This window comes from Aeromonas salmonicida subsp. salmonicida, from assembly GCF_001643305.1.
In the GTDB taxonomy this organism is placed as follows: Bacteria; Pseudomonadota; Gammaproteobacteria; order Enterobacterales; family Aeromonadaceae; genus Aeromonas; species Aeromonas salmonicida.
On record NZ_LSGW01000055.1, the window covers coordinates 12,454 to 28,475 of the forward strand.

Sequence of the window (16,022 nt, forward strand, 5' to 3'; positions counted from 1 at the left end):
CCTTTGCAGCTTAGTTCAGTCGGCCAGTCCCCTCATGTCTCAGACCTGCCTGTGTCACGCCACAGCGCCAGCAGGGGCGCGGGAATGACGCCGTATTGCAGGGCCGGCGTCTGATGCCAGTCGGCCAACTTTTGCAGCGCTCTGGCCAAATCCTGCGCCAGGGTACGGGTCACTCTCACCCCATCTTCCAGATAGAGGTTCTTGATCTCGAAGATCCCCTGCTGGCGATGGGCCTTGGCATCCATGCGCCCCACCAGCTTGCCACGGTGCAGCAGCGGCAACACGAAGTAGCCATACTGGCGCTTTGGCGCCGGGGTATAGCACTCGATGCGATAGTCAAAGTTGAACAGCTCGCTGACCCGCTTGCGATCCCAGACCAGGGGATCAAACGGCGACAGTACCGTGGTGTAGGTCGCCTTGAGGGTACCGGCCAGGGCCATGGCCAACTCATCGGCGAGGGATGCATGAACAAAGGCGCCGTGCTGCCACCCTTCCACCCGTACCGGCAACAGCTCCCCCTCGTCCGCCAGCTGATGGAGCAGGGCATCGTATTTACCGCGGCGCAGCCGATAGTAGTCGGCGACCCAGCCGGTCTTGACCAGCCCAAGGGCGCGGCAACTTGCCTGCACCATCTCCCGCCGGACCTGTTCCTGGCTCGGCAAATCCCGCTCGTCACACCAGTCGGGCATGACCCGCTCGGCGAGATCATAGACTCGCTGGAAATTGCGCCGCTCGCGCACCATCAGCTGGCCTGCGGTAAAGAGCACCTCAAGATGGCGTTTCTCCGGCTTCCAGTCCCACCAGCCGTTGCCCTTCTCCCCCTTGCGCTCAAAGTCGGCGGCCCGCACCGGGCCATGCTGGCGAATACGCTCGATAATCTGGCCTATCTCCTGCTGATGGGTGGCTAGCCAGTTGGCCGAAAACTTCCAGCCCATGGCGGCAGGATCCAGCATGCGATGACGCAGCAGGCGGTAATCCTCGCGGGGAATGAAACAGGCCTCATGGGCCCAATACTCGAAGATGTCCCCCTCGGCCAACAGTTGTTCGAGCCAGCGAGGATCGTACTGCCCCAGTCGGCTGAACAGCACCAGATAGGGGCTGCGCGCCACCACTGAAATGGTATCTATCTGCAGCAGCGCCATACGCCGAATGGTCGCCAGCAGATCCGCAGGCTTGGCCTTGGCACGACGCGGGGTCAGCAGCCCCTGGGCTGCGAGCTGCAGGTGGCGGGCATCTTGCAGTGACAAATGAGGGATCGACATGGAAATAGGGGCATCCGTTCCGGGGTTTAAGGCCATCAGCATGCCCAACTCATGACCAAATGAAAACGCCCTGCTCAGGGTTTGGTGAAGACAACCACATCCCCATGGGGAAACAGGACGTCGGCCTGCCAGCGAATGGCCAGAGCGCGAAACGAGGCCTCGGCAAAAAAGACGATGTGGGTCGGGTCATGGCGGTAGCGCCAGGTTTTGAAACGGTCATCGTCCAGCACCCGCTGGGTCTGCAGTACCAGGATGCCGCCGGGCTTGAGGCAGCCCCAGAGCACGTCCAGTGCAGCACGCGGGTCGGCGATATGCTCGATCACCTCTGTGCTGGTGATGAAGTCATACTGGCGGGTGAGCAAGTCGGGAAGATCGGCATAGAACTTGTCATAACCCGCCATCTGGTAGCCCGCCTCCCGCCCCATGGCGATGAGCGCAGGCCCGGGGCCACAGCCAAAATCGAGACCGCTGGCCGGTGGCGGCACCCGGCTCAGCACCTCGCCGAAGGCACGCATCAGAAAATGGCGGTAGCGGGGATCGTCCACCTGATTGTCGTGTCCGTCATAGACTGCCTTCTCTGCTGACGGCCCCAGATGATCGGCGCCATCCAGCCAGACCAGCTCGCAGGACCGGCAACGATGGTAATGCTTGCCGGCCACCGGCAGCGCATAGGAATCGACTGCACCGCACAGCGGGCAAGGAGACGGGCACATGGGATTTCCTCACGAGAGTGACAGGCCCAATCCGGGATGGGCTCGAAATGGGCGCCAGCTTGCCTGCCCGGGCGGCCGCTGACAAGGGGTTTTGTCCCATGGAATAACCGCCTGCAGCCCCGCTAGTTGCGGCTGTTTTCTGTTCCTTTGGGTAAAAATGAGGCTGTTCTTCCCACTCTTAAGTGTTTCTTAAGTTTGCCCCTTTAGTCTGACCCTAACAGACAAGAAGGAGCCATCCATGACCACAGACATTCAAGCCCCCTACCGGCTGATCCTGGCCGACACACCGGAACAGGTCATGGCCTTGCAGGCTTATATTCAGGCCGCCTACAGCCACGAATTCGATGCCCGTATCCCCCACTTCCTACCCTGCTTGCTGGGTCTCTACCGGGCCGATGGCTTGCTGGTCGGCGCCTGTGGCCTCAAGCAGGCCAGCGAGGAGCGCCTCTATCTGGAACAGTATCTGGATCAGCCCATAGAGGCAGCTATCGAGACACGGCTGGGTGTGCGTGCCCGGCGGGATCGCATCGTCGAGGTCGGCAATCTGGCCTGCAGCGAACCGGGCAATGCCCGCCTGATGTTTGCGGCGCTGTGTCGTTTGCTGTGCGACAACGCCCTCGATCACGTTGTCTTCACCAGCACAGCCAAACTGCGCAACAGTTTTCATCGCCTCAGTCTCAGCCTTATCGAGCTGGCCCCCGCCAGGGCCGACCAGGTCGGAGAGGATGCCAATGCCTGGGGAGCCTACTACCACTGCCAGCCCAAGGTGATGGTGGGTGACCTCAATCAGGGGCGGCAAGCCCTGGCCCAGGGCAGCTTGCTGCTCTCCTTGCTCGCCCCCATGCCATCCCTGTTCAACTGCCCGCAGCGGAGCGCCTTATGATGCTGTTCGACCGGATAGCCCACTTCGCCCACAGTGATCCGCACAGCACGGCGCTGAGCGGCAGCAATCATAGGATCAGCTACGAACAGTTGTGGCTGCAGATCTCCGCCCTGGCCGATCGCCTGCAACAGGCAGGCATTGCCCGGCTGGCACTGCAACTGGATAACGGCCTGCCCTGGGCGCTGATCGATCTCGCCTGTGCAAAGGCAGGCATAGTGGTCATTCCTGTGCCGCACTTTTTCAGCCCGGAGCAGCAGGAGTGGCTGCTCGAGAGCAGCGGCGCAGATGCCCTGAGCGGCCCTCATCATCAGGGCTGGCAGGCAAGTGCGCCACTGCTCCTCTCTGTGGGTGAATTGCCATTGTGGCGCATCCAGCCGGTACGAGTGCCCACCCTGCCCGCTGGTACCGCCAAGATAACCTACACCTCCGGCAGCACGGTGCAACCCAAGGGAGTCTGTCTCTCCCTTGAACATATGATGGCGGTCTGTGATTCGCTGGCCCTGCGAGTCGCCCCGGCGCAGGTAGAGAAACACCTGACCCTGTTGCCGCTGACCACACTGCTGGAGAACCTGACCGGCCTCTACGTGCCGTTGCTCACCGGCGCCTGCAGCCGTATTCCCTCGCTGGGAGAGCTGGGATTTTCCGGCTCCAGCAAGCTGGATCCGGCCACCCTGACCCAGGCCCTGCTGCGCTGGCCCACCCACAGCCTGGTGCTGGTGCCCGAGCTGCTGCGCCTGCTGCTCGCCCTGTGCAGTGCCGATGTGGCACTGGCCGAACGTCTCACCAGCCTGCGCTTCGTCGCCGTGGGCGGCGGCAAGGTCGCCCCCGAGCTCATCAGTCGCGCCCGCAAGCTGGGGCTGCCGGTGTTTGAAGGCTATGGCCTGTCGGAATGCGGCTCCGTCGTCGCACTCAATGGGCCTGATGACCACAGCCTCGGCAGCGTGGGTCAGCCCCTGCCCCACTGCCGGATCAAGATCGCCGCTGATGGCGAGATCCTGGTGGAGGGCGCTGCCATGCTGGGTTATTTGGGCTCATACGAACAACAACCCGCCCGGTTTGCCACCGATGACCCTTCTACCGTGCAGATCGCCACCGGCGATCTGGGTCATCTCGATGAGGCGGGTTACCTGCACATCACGGGGCGCAAGAAGAACGTGCAGATCACCGCCTTTGGCCGCAACTTCTCCCCCGAGTGGATCGAGGCCGAAGCCCAGCTCTGTCCGGCCATTGCCCGCATCGTGATCTTCGGCGATGGCCAGCCCGCCAACGTCGCCCTGATCCAGTCGCGCCCCGGGGCAGACGCCCAGCTGGCGCAACAGGTTGAGCAGCTCAATCAGCGCCTGCCCGACTATGCCCGCATCCATCACTGGCTGCCGGTAACACTGGATCAGCATCCCGATCTGCTGACTGCCAACGGTCGCCCCCGCCGCGAGCGGATCTATCACCACTTTTCCCGTCAAATCAGCCAATGCCTTACCGGAGAGACCTCATGAGCTTCTATCACACGCTGCAACACGCTACCGCATCGGCACGGGAACATCTGTTCAATGCCCCCATCATAGAGGCGTGCCGCAAGGGGGACATCTCCCGCGGCACCTATGTTGATTTTCTGTCTCAAGCCTTCTATCACGTGCGCCATACGGTACCGCTGCTGATGGCCACAGGCGGCAAGCTGGGTCAGGAGTACGAATGGGTACGGGGCGCCATTGCCGAATATATCGAGGAGGAGTACGGCCATCAGGAGTGGATCCTGAACGATATCCGCGCCTGTGGCGGGGATGCCGAGGCAGTGCGCCATGGCCTGCCCGGCCTGCCCATCGAGCTGATGGTGGCTTTTCTCTATGACCAGATCCAGCGCGGCAACCCCATGGGATTCTTCGGCATGGTGCAGGTGCTGGAAGGCACCAGTGTCGCCATCGCCCTGACCGTGGCCGATCAGTTGAAGGCGGGCCTCGGTCTGCCACCCCAGGCCATGAGCTACCTGAGTTCCCACGGCACCCTGGATCAGGAGCATCTCAAGTTCTTCGAGTCCCTGATGAACCGGGTTGAAGATCCCGCCGATCAGGCCGCCATCATCCACTCGGCCAAGGTGGTTTATCGCCTCTATGCCGACATGCTCTATCAGCTGACAGACAACCCGCAATGAGACGGCAAAGGGAGAAAAACATGTCGCTCACCCACGGCAGGCTCAATCAAGGAACAGGAACCCCAACCCTATGAAACTGCAAGGAAAGCGAGTGCTGCTCACGGGCGCAAGCGGCGGGATAGGTGAAGCGCTGGCCCAGGAGCTGGCGGCGCAGGGGGCACACCTGTTGCTGCACGGTCGCCGAGCCAGCGTGCTGGATCGCCTCTGCAAGGAGCTGCCCCATCCGGAACGCCACCAGACAGTGGTCGCCGATCTGGGATCCCACCAGGAACGGGCCCGTTTGCTGCAACACCCTGCATTGGAAGAGGGGTTGGATGTGCTGATCAACAACGCTGGCTGCAACCAGTTCGCCTGGCTGGAAGATCAAAGCGCCGAGCAGGTGGAGCGTCAGCTGCTGCTCAATATCGAGGCCCCTATTCAGCTTACCCGCACCCTGCTGCCCCATTTGCGCAAACCCGCTATCATCATGAATATCGGCTCCAGCTTTGGTGCCATAGGGTATCCGGGTTACAGCGTCTACTGTGCCAGCAAGTTCGCCCTGCGCGGCTTTAGCGAAGCGCTGGGACGGGAACTGGAAGGCTCCGGCATCAAGGTGCTGCACTTCGCTCCCCGTGCGACCCGTACTCGTCTCAACTCAGAGGCAGCATACGAGATGAATGCCGAGCTCGGTACCCAGACCGACAGCCCGCAGGAAGTTGCCGAAGCCGCCGTCATCGCCCTGTGCAACGAGACCCGCCGCAGTTGGCTCGGCTGGCCGGAAAAACTGTTCGTACGGCTCAATGCCTTGCTGCCCGGCATCGTCGATCGGGCGCTGGCCAAACAACTGCCCATCATTGAACGCTACGCCCGTCACCTTCCACCAAGGACAGCAGACACCAGCGCAAGCGCTGCGCCGCAACCGGCATTGTCCCGCCCGATCCCGACCAAAAAGGAACCTTGATATGAGCTTTTCCCTTAACTCTGCCACCTCCTGTGCCATCGCCCTCCTGCTGGGTTCAAGCTGTGTCGCGGCTGCGGATGATGCGCTTATTCCGATCCAGCAACAGTGGGCCGTCTGCCAGTACCAGCAAACCGGCAAGGCCAAGGAGAGCTGCCTTGAAACCCTGAGCAGCCAGGCCGATCAGGCCAGCGCCAAAGAGGCCTTTCGGACCGACCTGCTGATCTGGTCGGCCATCGTCAAGAGCACCTGGGCCGGCGCCAAGGGTGGGCTTGATGCCCTGGGTCTGGTGAAAGAGGCCAAGGCCAAACTGGAGATCGCCCTCAAGCAGGATCCCAAGGCGCTGGAAGGCTCTGCCTACACCAGTCTGGGCTCACTCTACTACCAGGTGCCGGGCTGGCCGGTGGGATTTGGCGATGATGAAAAGGCAGAGGAGCTGCTCAAGCAGGCGCTGGCACTCAACCCCGCCGGCATAGATCCCAACTTCTTCTATGGCGACTTCCTGCTGGATCAGGGTCGCAAAGCCGAAGCGAAAACCTATCTGGACAAGGCGCTGGCCGCCCCGGCCGCGAGCTGGCAGATCAGGGCCGTCGCCTCGAAATCCGCGACCGGCTCGCCAAGCTATAAATCCCCCTGATAAATCAGTGATGTAAACTCTGCCCGCCCGCTTGCATACTGGTGGGCAGCGTCGTTTATGTCACTGGCGTAAACCATGAACCAGGTAGCAAGGGAGAACACAATGCGGATCCTGCTGGTAGAAGATGATGTGATGCTGGGCGATGGCATGGTGGATGCCCTGCGCAGCAGTGGCTACACGGTGGACTGGCTGCAGCAGGGGCTGCCCGCCCTGTCTGTGCTCAAGAGTGAGGAATTCGCCGCCCTCATTCTGGATCTCAACCTGCCGGACATCGACGGCATCAGCTTGCTGCGCAAGTTGCGCCGGGAAGGCCAGGTGCTGCCGGTACTGATCCTCACGGCCCGCGATGCCCTGGACGACAGGGTGCTGGGGCTGGATGCGGGATCCGACGATTACATGGTCAAGCCCTTCGCCCTGCAGGAGCTTAATGCCCGCCTGCGTGCCCTGGTGCGGCGCAGCAAGGGGCAAGCCCAGGCGGTGCTCGAATATGGCGACATCCTCATCCACCCGGAGTCACAACAGGTCACCTATAGGGGCGAGCCGGTCAAACTTACACCCCACGAATACAAGCTGTTGCAGGAGCTCGTTACCCAGAGCGGCCGGGTACTGAGCAAGGATCAGTTGCAGCAGAGCCTGTATGGCTGGGATGAAGGCGCCGAGAGCAATGCGGTGGAGGTGCATATCCACCATCTGCGCAAGAAGTTCTACAGCGACCTCATCCGCAATATCCGTGGTGTCGGTTACATAGTCCCCCAGCTTGAACAGTCACAGCACAAAGGTCACCTTGCATGAGTCACCCTGGTTCAGCTCGCAGCAGCGGCAACATATCCCCCGACTCTGAGCAGCCACAGCACAGGAAGCCCTTTGCATGAATCACCCCCGTTCCATCCGCCGCTTTCTGCTCTCCGGCATATTGGCGCTGGTGAGTACCAGCCTGGCCATCAGCGCCCTTATCGGTTATCTGGAGGCGAGCCACGAGATGGAGGAGCTGTTCGATGCTCGTCTCGCTCAATCCTCCCGCATCACCAACCAGCTGCTCAGCCGCTATCTGGATCAGCACAGTGCCCTGCCCGCCAACGGCACCGTCTATGAAGAGTGGGAACAGCACAACCCGGACCAGTGGCAAAAGGACACCAGCTTCAATCTGCGAGGAGAAGACAGGGAGCTGACCCCCCTTGGGCACGAGTTCGAGCGCAATCTCTACTTTCAGCTACTCAATGAGCAAGGCGGCATACTGCTGCGCTCCCCGAGCTCCCCGAACCAGCCCTTGGTCGAGCTGGCCCCCGGCTTCAACACGGTAGAAAAAGACCGGCATCAATGGCGCACTTTCACTCTCTACAACCAGAACGAGCATACCTGGCTCGTCGTGGCGGAGCGGGATGACGAGCGCAGTGAACTGGCCAGCAAGATGGCTACCCTTGCCATGTTGCCACTGCTCATCACGCTGCCCTTCCTGCTCGGTCTGCTGTGGTGGCTCATCTCCCGTGGCCTGGCGCCGCTGCGACTGCTGGCACAGGCCATAGGCGAACGTCATCCTGCCAACTTGAGCCCGCTCAACCTGAAGATCCGCGCCCAGGAGCTGACTCCGCTCACCGACGAGATCAACCGCCTGATGCACGCTCTGGCCGACACCATAGAGCGGGAGAAGCAATTTACCAACGAGGCGGCCCACGAGCTGCGCACGCCGCTGGCGGTACTGCGCATCCATAGCGAGAATGCGCTGGCCGCCGAGGATGACGCCAGCCGCCAGCAGTCACTTCACAAGATGTTGCTGGCGCTCGATCGCAGCGATCGCTTGATCCGCCAGTTGCTGACCCAGGCGCGCATCGACAGCCAGCAAGGATTGGAGCTGACCGAACTTGACCTGGGGAATTTGCTGCAAGGCACACTGGCCACGCTGGCGCCCATCGCCCTTAAAAAGGGCCAGCAGCTGTCACTGGAGGGAGCCGAGCACTTGACTGTGATGGGTCAAAGCACACTGCTGGATCTGATGTTCAGCAACCTCATCGACAACGCGCTGCGTTACACCCCGGCCCAGGGCGAGATCGCGGTCGAGGTGCAGCAGGAGGGCAATCGGGTCAGAGTCGATATCCGCGATACAGGCCCCGGCATTCCCACTGCGGCTCTGTCGCGCCTGTGTGAGCGCTTCTTTCGGGTCAATCCCCAGCAAGGTGACGGGGTCGGGCTCGGCATGGCCATCGTCTCGCGCATCGCCCAGTTGCACGGCGCAGATCTGGACATCCACAACCGGCCAGAGGGGGGGCTGGAAGTCAGCGTGCGGCTGCCAGCGCCGCCCCTGCGCGCCTTGGCATAAAACTGGCAAAGCGCATCAATAAAAAGTGGAGGCCGGGGCCTCCACTTCCTTGTTCATGACATTCACACTGACCTTCAACGGCAAGCGGGCTTCACCGTAAAGGTTTGGCTCGAATCCACAGCCCCCAGTTCCGCCAGCAGACGACGGCCAATCAGCACCGGATAGATCATCTTGCTGCGATCCCGCAGGGTGAACCACTCCTTGTATACCTTGTCCCCCAAACAGATGGACATGGTCACGGTCGGCCGCTGCTCCATGCCACCGGCGCCTCGCACCTTGACCATGCGCTCCACCGGCCGCTCCAGCGTCTGGCTCACCGGCTTGTCGGTGTTGGCATCGGTCAGTTGCAGGGTAAAGCGCACCCAGGATTTGCCATCGCGCTTGAAGTGGTGCAGATCCCGCGCATCCATTGAAGAGGTCAGAGCGCCTGTATCGAGTTTCATCTTCACCGCCACACCGCCTGGCATGATCAGTCCCTTCTCAATCCAGCCATACACGGCAGGGGACGCTGCCGCCCATGCCATTCCCGACAGGGAGAGGCAAGCCAACAGCAAGGTCATGGTTCGCAGTACAAGCATTTTCACTCCTCGTCAGATCAGGGCCGACAAGGGCCCGAGAGGCCAAGAGTGGGGATGGAAACGCCTGCTGTCAACTGACGAAACGCGGCGTCAGGCCGATGAGCGCGGCGCTCGATCTGCCCGCGTCAGGATCACGACCTCAGGCCACAAAGGGATTCTTTTGAAGCGTTAACTGACGAAAGCGTTGGGAGAAAAAGTGGTGCTGGATGACACCTGAGGCTGTGCTCAGGTTGTGACGCCAAAGGCTACCACAATGATGTGTGAATTATCAGTCTTGTTCTGGCGGGATTTTTGCCTACACTGTTGTAAACCGGAGGCCCTGAAAACCGCCGGTTTTTTTGCGCCTGCCGAAAATTGACCACTGCAAAAGTGACTTTCAACAAGGCTCAATAAGGAATTCGTAATGCGTATCGAAGAAGACTTGAAGCTCGGTTTCAAGGATGTCCTGTTCCGCCCCAAGCGCTCTACCCTCAAGAGCCGTTCCCAACTCAGCCTGACCCGTCAGTTCACCTTCAAGCACACCCAGACCCAATGGCAGGGCGTTCCCGTCATCGCCGCCAACATGGATACCGTCGGCAGCTTCGCCATGGCCAGGACACTGGCAGGCTTCGAGATGATGACAGCGGTACACAAGCACTACAGCCTTGAGCAGTGGCAAGCCTTCGTCAACAGCACGGATCCGACCCTGCTCGGCCATGTCATGGTATCGACAGGCACCTCCGAAGACGATTTCACCAAGACCCGCCAGATCCTGGCCATGTCAACCGCCCTGCGTTTCATCTGCGTGGACGTGGCCAACGGCTACTCCCAGCACTTCGTCGAGTTTCTGCGCAAGATCCGTGAAGCCTGCCCGAACCATGTCATCCTGGCCGGCAATGTGGTCACCGGCGAGATGGTCGAGGAGCTGATCCTCTCCGGCGCCGACATCGTCAAGGTCGGCATAGGCCCGGGCTCGGTCTGTACCACCCGGGTCAAAACCGGCGTTGGCTACCCCCAGCTCTCCGCCATCATAGAGTGTGCCGATGCGGCCCACGGTCTGGGCGGCCAGATCGTCGGTGACGGCGGCTGTACCTGCCCGGGTGACGTGGCCAAAGCCTTCGGTGGCGGCGCCGACTTCGTGATGCTGGGCGGCATGCTGGCAGCCCACGAGGAGTGCGGCGGCGAAGTGGTGGACGTGGATGGCACCCCCTTCATGAAGTTCTACGGCATGAGTTCCTCCAGCGCCATGGACAAGCACGCCGGCGGCGTCGCCGACTATCGCGCCTCCGAGGGCAAAACCGTGCTGCTGCCCTACCGCGGCCCGGTCGAGAACACGGTGCGCGACATCCTGGGCGGTGTGCGCTCCACCTGCACCTACGTGGGTGCCAGCCAGCTCAAGGAGCTCACCAAGCGCACCACCTTCATCCGGGTGCGCGAGCAAGAAAACAACGTCTACGGCAAGGAGTAAACCTGCCCCTGCTGTCTGCCAGCGCAACGCGATGAGCCAGGCAGGCTGACGGCAGTCCCTTAGAAGCCAGCCAACCGGTGTGCTACCCTGCACACCGGTTTTTTTGTATCTCTTTTCCATCGGTGCCCTCACATGACAACCTCTTCGCCACTCAAACTACCGCCATTCGACTGGGATATTTTCTGCTGCGTCGTGGACAACTTCGGCGACATAGGCGTCACCTGGCGGCTCGCTCGTCAGCTGAAACAGCAAGACCAGGGTAGCGTCAGGCTCTGGGTGGACGATCTGGCCAGCTTTGCCCGCATCTGTCCGGGGCTCGATCCCGTGCTGGACGGTCAGTGGCAACAGGGCATCTATATCCAGCACTGGCACGACGCGCTGCCGGCGGATGTGATCCCGGCAAAGGTGGTCATAGAGGCGTTTGCCTGCGAACTGCCCGCTGCCTTTACCCAACGTATGGCGCAGCAGCAGCCAACCCCCTGCTGGATCAATCTGGAGTACCTCTCGGCGGAACCCTGGGTCGAAGATTGCCACGGCCTTGCGTCGCCCCAGCGGGTCGGCGACCTGAGCCTCAAAAAATACTTCTTCTTCCCGGGCTTCACCCCCAGGACCGGCGGCCTCTTGTGCGAGCAGGGGCTCATCGCCGAACGTGACCAGTGGCAACAGGATGAGACTGGCCTTGCCGCCTACTGGGCCAGCCTGGGATTGCCGCCCAAAGGGGACAATGAGCTGAGAGTCAGCCTCTTTACCTACGAGAGCGAAGCGCTTGTGAGCCTGATAGAGGGCTGGTGTCAGAGCCCAACTCCCGTCACTTTGCTATTGCCGCTGGGGCGCTCGCTCAATGACGTGCTGCGCGGCGCCGGCCTTGCAAACGCCATCGCCACCGCCAAGGCGGGGGATCTGCTGCACGCGGGCAGCCTCACCATCAAGCTGCTGCCCATGACGGATCAGGCAGGCTACGACCGGCTGCTGTGGAGCTGCGATCTCAATCTGGTGCGCGGCGAGGACTCCTTCGTGCGGGCACAGTGGGCCGCCCGCCCCTTCCTGTGGCACATCTACCCGCAGGAAGAGCAGGCCCATATGGTCAAGCTGGACGGTTTTCTCGATCACTATCTGGCGGACTTTCCCCCGGAGGTAGCCCAATGGTTGCGGGCTTTCAACCACGCCCTCAACCTGGGGGAAGATACCAGCAAACTTTGGGCCCAATGGCCCCGATATAGTGCCATTTGGCAGCAAGATGCGCGAAGCTGGTCACAGAAGCTGCTCGAGGACGGGGATCTCGTCACGCGGTTGGTGAAATTTTTAGAAAGCCGTATATAATCTGGCAGTTTTTATCCGTCCGTTTCACGAACAGGAATTTTTTACATGAAAACCGCACAGGAAATCCGCGCTGGTAACGTAGTCATGATCGGCACCGAGCCGATGGTGGTCCAGAAGGCTGAGTTCAACAAATCCGGCCGTAACTCCGCCGTGGTCAAGATGAAACTGAAGGGTCTGCTCAACGGTAGCGCGACCGAGACCGTATTCAAGGCCGACGACAAGCTGGACGTGGTTCAGCTGGAGCGTAAAGAGTGCACCTACTCCTACTTCTCCGATCCCCTGTATGTCTTCATGGATACCGAGTACAACCAGTACGACGTCGAGAAAGACAACCTGGGTGACGTGCTGAACTACCTGGTAGACGGCATGGAAGACATCTGCGAAGTGACTTTCTACAACGAGAAAGCCATCTCCGTAGAACTGCCGACCACCATAGTTCGCGAAGTTGAGTACACTGAGCCGGCCGCCCGTGGCGACACCTCAGGTAAAGTGACCAAGCCTGCCCGCCTGAAGGGCACTGCCTACGAGCTGGCTGTTGCCGCCTTCGTAGAGATCGGTGACAAGATCGAAATCGACAGCCGCACCGGCGAGTTCAAGCGTCGTCTCTCCTGAGCGACCCCTTGAATTGAATGCAAAAAAGCGAGCCATTGGCTCGCTTTTTTATTGATCCCCTGGCCGCACTTCAGAAAACCGGCCCGCCGCCGCTAACCCAGTTAACCGGGGAGCGCACTATGGCCAGATTATCCTTATCACTGCTGTTACTGACCCTGCTGGCAAGCGGTGCTTCGCAGGCCAGCGAAGTCACGCCACCCGCCCCCCTCGACTACTGGCAGAACAGCGACTGGCAAGGGCTGCCCGATAGCACCCAGATCGACAAGCAGACAGTGCTGTTCGCCAAGCACGACAGCGACAGCTATGTGGGGCTGGCGATCCTGCTGCCAGACTGGCAGCGCAGCGGTCAGTTGTGGCAACTGACCCGGGCCCTCGGCCGGCTCGGCTTCGATACCCTGCTGCTGCTTCCCTCTCCTCAACAAGCGGAGCTGGACCCCGCCGCCGAGAAGAAACAGCAGGCCATCGACGACTTTCGCAAACAGTTTGCCGCCCGCATCATCAAGCTGGGGGATGCCAAGCTGCAAGAAGGGGGCTTCAAGCTGATACTGGCTCAGGGCACCAGCGCCGCCTGGGCCACCAATCTCATCGCCAGCGAGCAAGTGCCCGCCCCCGATGCTCTGGTGCTGCTCGATGGCTTCTTCCCGAATGTGCAAAGTAACCAGACCCTGGCCAAGCAGGTAGCCCAGGCCACCATTCCGACCCTGGATCTCTATCAGGAAGAGGGAGGGCGCTGGCCACTGCTGGCCGCCGAAGCTCGTCGCAGCGAGAGCCGCCGCAGCCACAAGCTCAACTACCGCCCCTACGCCTTGATGGAGCTGGATGAAACACCGACCCGCATTCAGGGTTGGCTCACCCACCTCGGCTGGCTCTGACCTCGACCTGCCCCCAAAATGCCGCCAGCGTCACAGACAGCGCCATTGATTCACCACTGACGGCGTTCGGGCTGGCTCCCTGGCACCCATATTTGGCATCATGACGGCTCCAATGGCAGGAGGCGTCATGCAGCAGATAGTTTTTCTCGATAGCGATACCCTGGATGCGGGCATCACACTGCACCGGCCCGACTTTCCCCATCACTGGCAGAGCCATCCAAGCACGGCCCCCGAGCAGGTGGTGGAGCGGCTCAGGAATGCCAGCATCGCCATCATCAACAAGGTACGTATCGGCGCCCCTGAGCTGGCACAACTGCCGGATCTCAAGCTGATCGCCCTGGCGGCCACCGGCAGCGACAACGTGGATCTGGAAGCATGCCGGGCAGCCAACGTCGGGGTGTGCAACATCCGCAACTACTCGGGCCCCTCTGTGCCGGAGCACGCCATGGCACTGATGCTGGCCCTGTCGCGCAACCTGTTTGCCTGGCGCCAGTCCCTGCTGGAGGGGCGCTGGCAGCAGAGCGGCCAGTTCTGCTTCTTCGACCACAACATCATGGATCTGCACGGCAAGCAGCTCGGCATCATAGGCAAAGGTACCCTGGGTCAGGCGCTCGGAGAACGGGCGCAGGGGATGGGCATGATAGTGCGTTACGCCCAGAGCCAGATAGGCGCCAGCCACGACGAAGATCGGCTGCCGCTGGACACGCTGCTGCAAAGCTCGGATGTGGTCAGCCTGCACTGCCCGCTCACCCCCTACACCCGCCACCTGATCGGCGAACGGGAGCTGGCCTTGATGAAACCGGGCGCCTTGCTCATCAACGTGGGCCGTGGCGGCCTGGTGGATGAAGCGGCACTGCTCAAGGCGCTGGCCAACGGTCGCCTCGGCGGCGCCGGTTTCGACGTGGCGAGCGTCGAGCCGCCGCCCCAGGATCATCCGCTGATGCAGGCTCTGCAATACCCCAATTTCATCCTGACGCCCCATGTGGCCTGGGCCAGCGAGGAGTCGATGCAGCGCCTCGCGGATCAGCTGATCGACAATATAAACGCCTTTGCCGAGGGACGACGCCAGCACCGGCTGGTCTGAGTCACATCATGCAAAAAGGGGCCTGTTGGCCCCTTCCTCTATTTGTCGCCAGCACGCAGCAAGGCTGACATCAGTCATCGTCGTGCCATCTGTGTTTCTTGTGCTTTTTGTGCTTCTTATGTTTCTTGTAGTGATGATCATCGTCGTCGTAGCGGTTGTTATTGCTCTTGTAACCATCCCCCGTCTTGGCACCGATGGCCGAGCCGCTGGCCCCCCCGACACCGGCCCCGATCAGCTGGCCTGTGCTGCCGCCGACGCTCTTGCCGATGGCCGCACCACCTAGTGCACCGACCAGAGCACCGGTATCGCCCCCCAGCTCTTTGCCAATCATGGTGCCCGCCACACCGCCTGCACCGCCACCGAGTATGGTGTTGAGGGTTTCCGAGGCCTGCACAGCGCCGCTCATCAGCAGCAGGGAGCCCAACAGGGCCAGGGCACTCATGCCGTGTTTTTTCATCTCCATGGGGTACTCCTGTCAAACCTGATTAATTTCCCCTGCACTATACAAATGGCCACCTGCCGCGCCAGTAGCGCAAACAGCCTGACATTTAATCCAAAGGAATCCCGGCAAGACGTCAGGAAGAAAAATCAAAAATTAACACCATGAAAATAAAGATAAAAAATCTCAGTTCGGCACAAGGTGAACGGTATTTTGTCCAACGTCAGGCTGTCGCAGCCCGGCGCGGGCATGCAGGGATCAGACAGATATTGTCACCCCGGGGGATGCAGGCTCACCGCCAGTATCCGGGGATGGAGAGCGATGCCAGCGATCCCGACCCGGTCGCTTGCTCTGGTAGCGGCATTCGTCGGCCCTTTCGAACAAAAAGAGGCCATCCTCCGGGTAGTGGGCACCACCCGCGCTCAGGGTGACCTGTGCCTGGAATTCCCGCCACTGCTGGTTGCGTACCCATGCCAGCAGATGATGCAGTCGCGACTCCCGCTCGTGGCGCTCCCACGGCAGCAGGGCAGCCAACTCGTCCCCCCGCTCCGATAGACGGCGCAGGTGCAAGGCTCGGCAGTCAGCAGCTCGTCTACCCGGTTGGGCACCTACTTGATCATCACACTGCCACTGAAACAGTCGATGTGAACCGAACTTGTGATGAAAAGGCAGGAGCAATCGTCGATAGAAATCGGCTGGATAACCGCCAATGGATTAAAAACGCCAGAATGTGAGGCGGCTCATTCTTCCCTGCCAACCAATATCCACGGAGAGTAAA

The 16,022-nt window shown here is 61.0% G+C and carries 16 protein-coding genes and 1 pseudogene; 12 read left to right on the forward strand and 5 right to left on the reverse strand.

Translation table 11 applies throughout. The features are described 5' to 3' along the window. Positions 1-32 precede the first annotated feature (32 nt). Together AXW79_RS08645 and AXW79_RS08650 are read right to left on the reverse strand one after the other, a co-directional pair. On the reverse strand, positions 33-1,262 hold the full coding sequence (locus AXW79_RS08645) for a winged helix-turn-helix domain-containing protein (RefSeq protein ID WP_005317221.1): 1,230 nt from the start codon (positions 1,260-1,262) through the stop codon (positions 33-35). Positions 1,263-1,336: 74 nt separating this feature from the next. Continuing rightward, positions 1,337-1,975: a class I SAM-dependent methyltransferase gene (locus tag AXW79_RS08650; RefSeq protein ID WP_005317224.1), complete on the reverse strand. Its 639-nt coding sequence runs from the start codon at positions 1,973-1,975 to the stop codon at positions 1,337-1,339. Between the two features lie 238 nt (positions 1,976-2,213). Between AXW79_RS08650 and AXW79_RS08655 the strand changes: the two genes are divergently transcribed. From AXW79_RS08655 to AXW79_RS08685, 7 genes and pseudogenes are all read left to right on the forward strand, one after another. Further along, a complete protein-coding gene (locus AXW79_RS08655; RefSeq protein ID WP_005317227.1) occupies positions 2,214-2,858 on the forward strand; it encodes a thermostable hemolysin in 645 nt (214 codons plus the stop codon). Next, on the forward strand, positions 2,855-4,351 hold the full coding sequence (locus AXW79_RS08660; RefSeq protein ID WP_005317244.1) for an AMP-dependent synthetase/ligase: 1,497 nt from the start codon (positions 2,855-2,857) through the stop codon (positions 4,349-4,351). Before AXW79_RS08655 ends, AXW79_RS08660 begins: the two co-directional genes overlap by 4 nt. Further along, entirely contained in the window at positions 4,348-5,004 is a 657-nt protein-coding gene (locus AXW79_RS08665) for a TenA family transcriptional regulator (protein ID WP_005317247.1), read from the forward strand. Before AXW79_RS08660 ends, AXW79_RS08665 begins: the two co-directional genes overlap by 4 nt. 70 nt (positions 5,005-5,074) lie before the next feature. Further along, on the forward strand, positions 5,075-5,944 hold the full coding sequence (locus AXW79_RS08670; RefSeq protein ID WP_005317251.1) for an SDR family oxidoreductase: 870 nt from the start codon (positions 5,075-5,077) through the stop codon (positions 5,942-5,944). A gap of 1 nt (position 5,945) precedes the next feature. Continuing rightward, positions 5,946-6,568 (forward strand): annotated as a pseudogene (locus tag AXW79_RS08675) (tetratricopeptide repeat protein). Between the two features lie 112 nt (positions 6,569-6,680). Beyond that, positions 6,681-7,370 carry a response regulator gene (locus AXW79_RS08680; protein WP_005317257.1) on the forward strand — a complete coding sequence of 230 codons (690 nt, stop codon included), beginning with the start codon at positions 6,681-6,683 and terminating at the stop codon, positions 7,368-7,370. A 76-nt stretch (positions 7,371-7,446) separates the two neighbouring features. Beyond that, the gene (locus tag AXW79_RS08685; RefSeq protein ID WP_005317260.1) at positions 7,447-8,892 is read left to right on the forward strand and encodes an ATP-binding protein; all 1,446 of its coding nucleotides are present in this window, start codon (positions 7,447-7,449) and stop codon (positions 8,890-8,892) included. 74 nt (positions 8,893-8,966) lie between these two features. Here the strand turns inward: AXW79_RS08685 and rloA3 are convergent, their stop codons facing one another. Then, entirely contained in the window at positions 8,967-9,470 is a 504-nt protein-coding gene (gene rloA3, locus AXW79_RS08690; protein ID WP_005317263.1) for a retropepsin-like aspartic peptidase RloA3, read from the reverse strand. A 403-nt stretch (positions 9,471-9,873) separates the two neighbouring features. Between rloA3 and AXW79_RS08695 the strand changes: the two genes are divergently transcribed. The 5 genes from AXW79_RS08695 to AXW79_RS08715 all read left to right on the forward strand — a co-directional run bounded on the left by AXW79_RS08695 (position 9,874) and on the right by AXW79_RS08715 (position 14,805). Beyond that, the gene (locus tag AXW79_RS08695; protein ID WP_005317265.1) at positions 9,874-10,917 is read left to right on the forward strand and encodes a GMP reductase; all 1,044 of its coding nucleotides are present in this window, start codon (positions 9,874-9,876) and stop codon (positions 10,915-10,917) included. 132 nt (positions 10,918-11,049) lie between these two features. Continuing rightward, complete coding sequence (gene earP / locus AXW79_RS08700) at positions 11,050-12,237, forward strand: elongation factor P maturation arginine rhamnosyltransferase EarP (protein WP_043151240.1); 1,188 nt, start codon at positions 11,050-11,052, stop codon at positions 12,235-12,237. 45 nt (positions 12,238-12,282) lie between these two features. Continuing rightward, positions 12,283-12,849 carry an elongation factor P gene (efp, locus tag AXW79_RS08705; RefSeq protein ID WP_005317282.1) on the forward strand — a complete coding sequence of 189 codons (567 nt, stop codon included), beginning with the start codon at positions 12,283-12,285 and terminating at the stop codon, positions 12,847-12,849. Positions 12,850-12,968: 119 nt separating this feature from the next. After that, positions 12,969-13,721 carry a DUF3530 family protein gene (locus AXW79_RS08710; RefSeq protein WP_005317284.1) on the forward strand — a complete coding sequence of 251 codons (753 nt, stop codon included), beginning with the start codon at positions 12,969-12,971 and terminating at the stop codon, positions 13,719-13,721. A gap of 127 nt (positions 13,722-13,848) precedes the next feature. After that, entirely contained in the window at positions 13,849-14,805 is a 957-nt protein-coding gene (locus AXW79_RS08715; protein WP_005317286.1) for a D-2-hydroxyacid dehydrogenase, read from the forward strand. Between the two features lie 70 nt (positions 14,806-14,875). Here the strand turns inward: AXW79_RS08715 and AXW79_RS08720 are convergent, their stop codons facing one another. Both AXW79_RS08720 and AXW79_RS22165 read right to left on the reverse strand, forming a co-directional pair. After that, positions 14,876-15,268 (reverse strand): glycine zipper domain-containing protein, encoded by a 393-nt coding sequence (locus AXW79_RS08720; protein WP_005317289.1) that lies wholly within the window; start codon positions 15,266-15,268, stop codon positions 14,876-14,878. 234 nt (positions 15,269-15,502) lie between these two features. Then, entirely contained in the window at positions 15,503-15,778 is a 276-nt protein-coding gene (locus tag AXW79_RS22165; protein WP_373364537.1) for a nucleotidyl cyclase domain-containing protein, read from the reverse strand. Positions 15,779-16,022 lie beyond the last annotated feature (244 nt).

Coding starts and splice junctions, on each gene's coding strand:
- AXW79_RS08680 (WP_005317257.1), top strand. CDS start 6,681: ATGCGGATCCTGCTGGTAGAAGATGATGTGATGCTGGGCGATGGCATG.
- AXW79_RS08685 (WP_005317260.1), top strand. CDS start 7,447: ATGAATCACCCCCGTTCCATCCGCCGCTTTCTGCTCTCCGGCATATTG.
- AXW79_RS08660 (WP_005317244.1), top strand. CDS start 2,855: ATGATGCTGTTCGACCGGATAGCCCACTTCGCCCACAGTGATCCGCAC.
- AXW79_RS08695 (WP_005317265.1), top strand. CDS start 9,874: ATGCGTATCGAAGAAGACTTGAAGCTCGGTTTCAAGGATGTCCTGTTC.
- rloA3 (WP_005317263.1), bottom strand. CDS start 9,470: ATGCTTGTACTGCGAACCATGACCTTGCTGTTGGCTTGCCTCTCCCTG.
- AXW79_RS08710 (WP_005317284.1), top strand. CDS start 12,969: ATGGCCAGATTATCCTTATCACTGCTGTTACTGACCCTGCTGGCAAGC.
- efp (WP_005317282.1), top strand. CDS start 12,283: ATGAAAACCGCACAGGAAATCCGCGCTGGTAACGTAGTCATGATCGGC.
- AXW79_RS08715 (WP_005317286.1), top strand. CDS start 13,849: ATGCAGCAGATAGTTTTTCTCGATAGCGATACCCTGGATGCGGGCATC.
- AXW79_RS08720 (WP_005317289.1), bottom strand. CDS start 15,268: ATGGAGATGAAAAAACACGGCATGAGTGCCCTGGCCCTGTTGGGCTCC.
- AXW79_RS08645 (WP_005317221.1), bottom strand. CDS start 1,262: ATGTCGATCCCTCATTTGTCACTGCAAGATGCCCGCCACCTGCAGCTC.
- earP (WP_043151240.1), top strand. CDS start 11,050: ATGACAACCTCTTCGCCACTCAAACTACCGCCATTCGACTGGGATATT.
- AXW79_RS08650 (WP_005317224.1), bottom strand. CDS start 1,975: ATGTGCCCGTCTCCTTGCCCGCTGTGCGGTGCAGTCGATTCCTATGCG.
- AXW79_RS08670 (WP_005317251.1), top strand. CDS start 5,075: ATGAAACTGCAAGGAAAGCGAGTGCTGCTCACGGGCGCAAGCGGCGGG.
- AXW79_RS08665 (WP_005317247.1), top strand. CDS start 4,348: ATGAGCTTCTATCACACGCTGCAACACGCTACCGCATCGGCACGGGAA.
- AXW79_RS08655 (WP_005317227.1), top strand. CDS start 2,214: ATGACCACAGACATTCAAGCCCCCTACCGGCTGATCCTGGCCGACACA.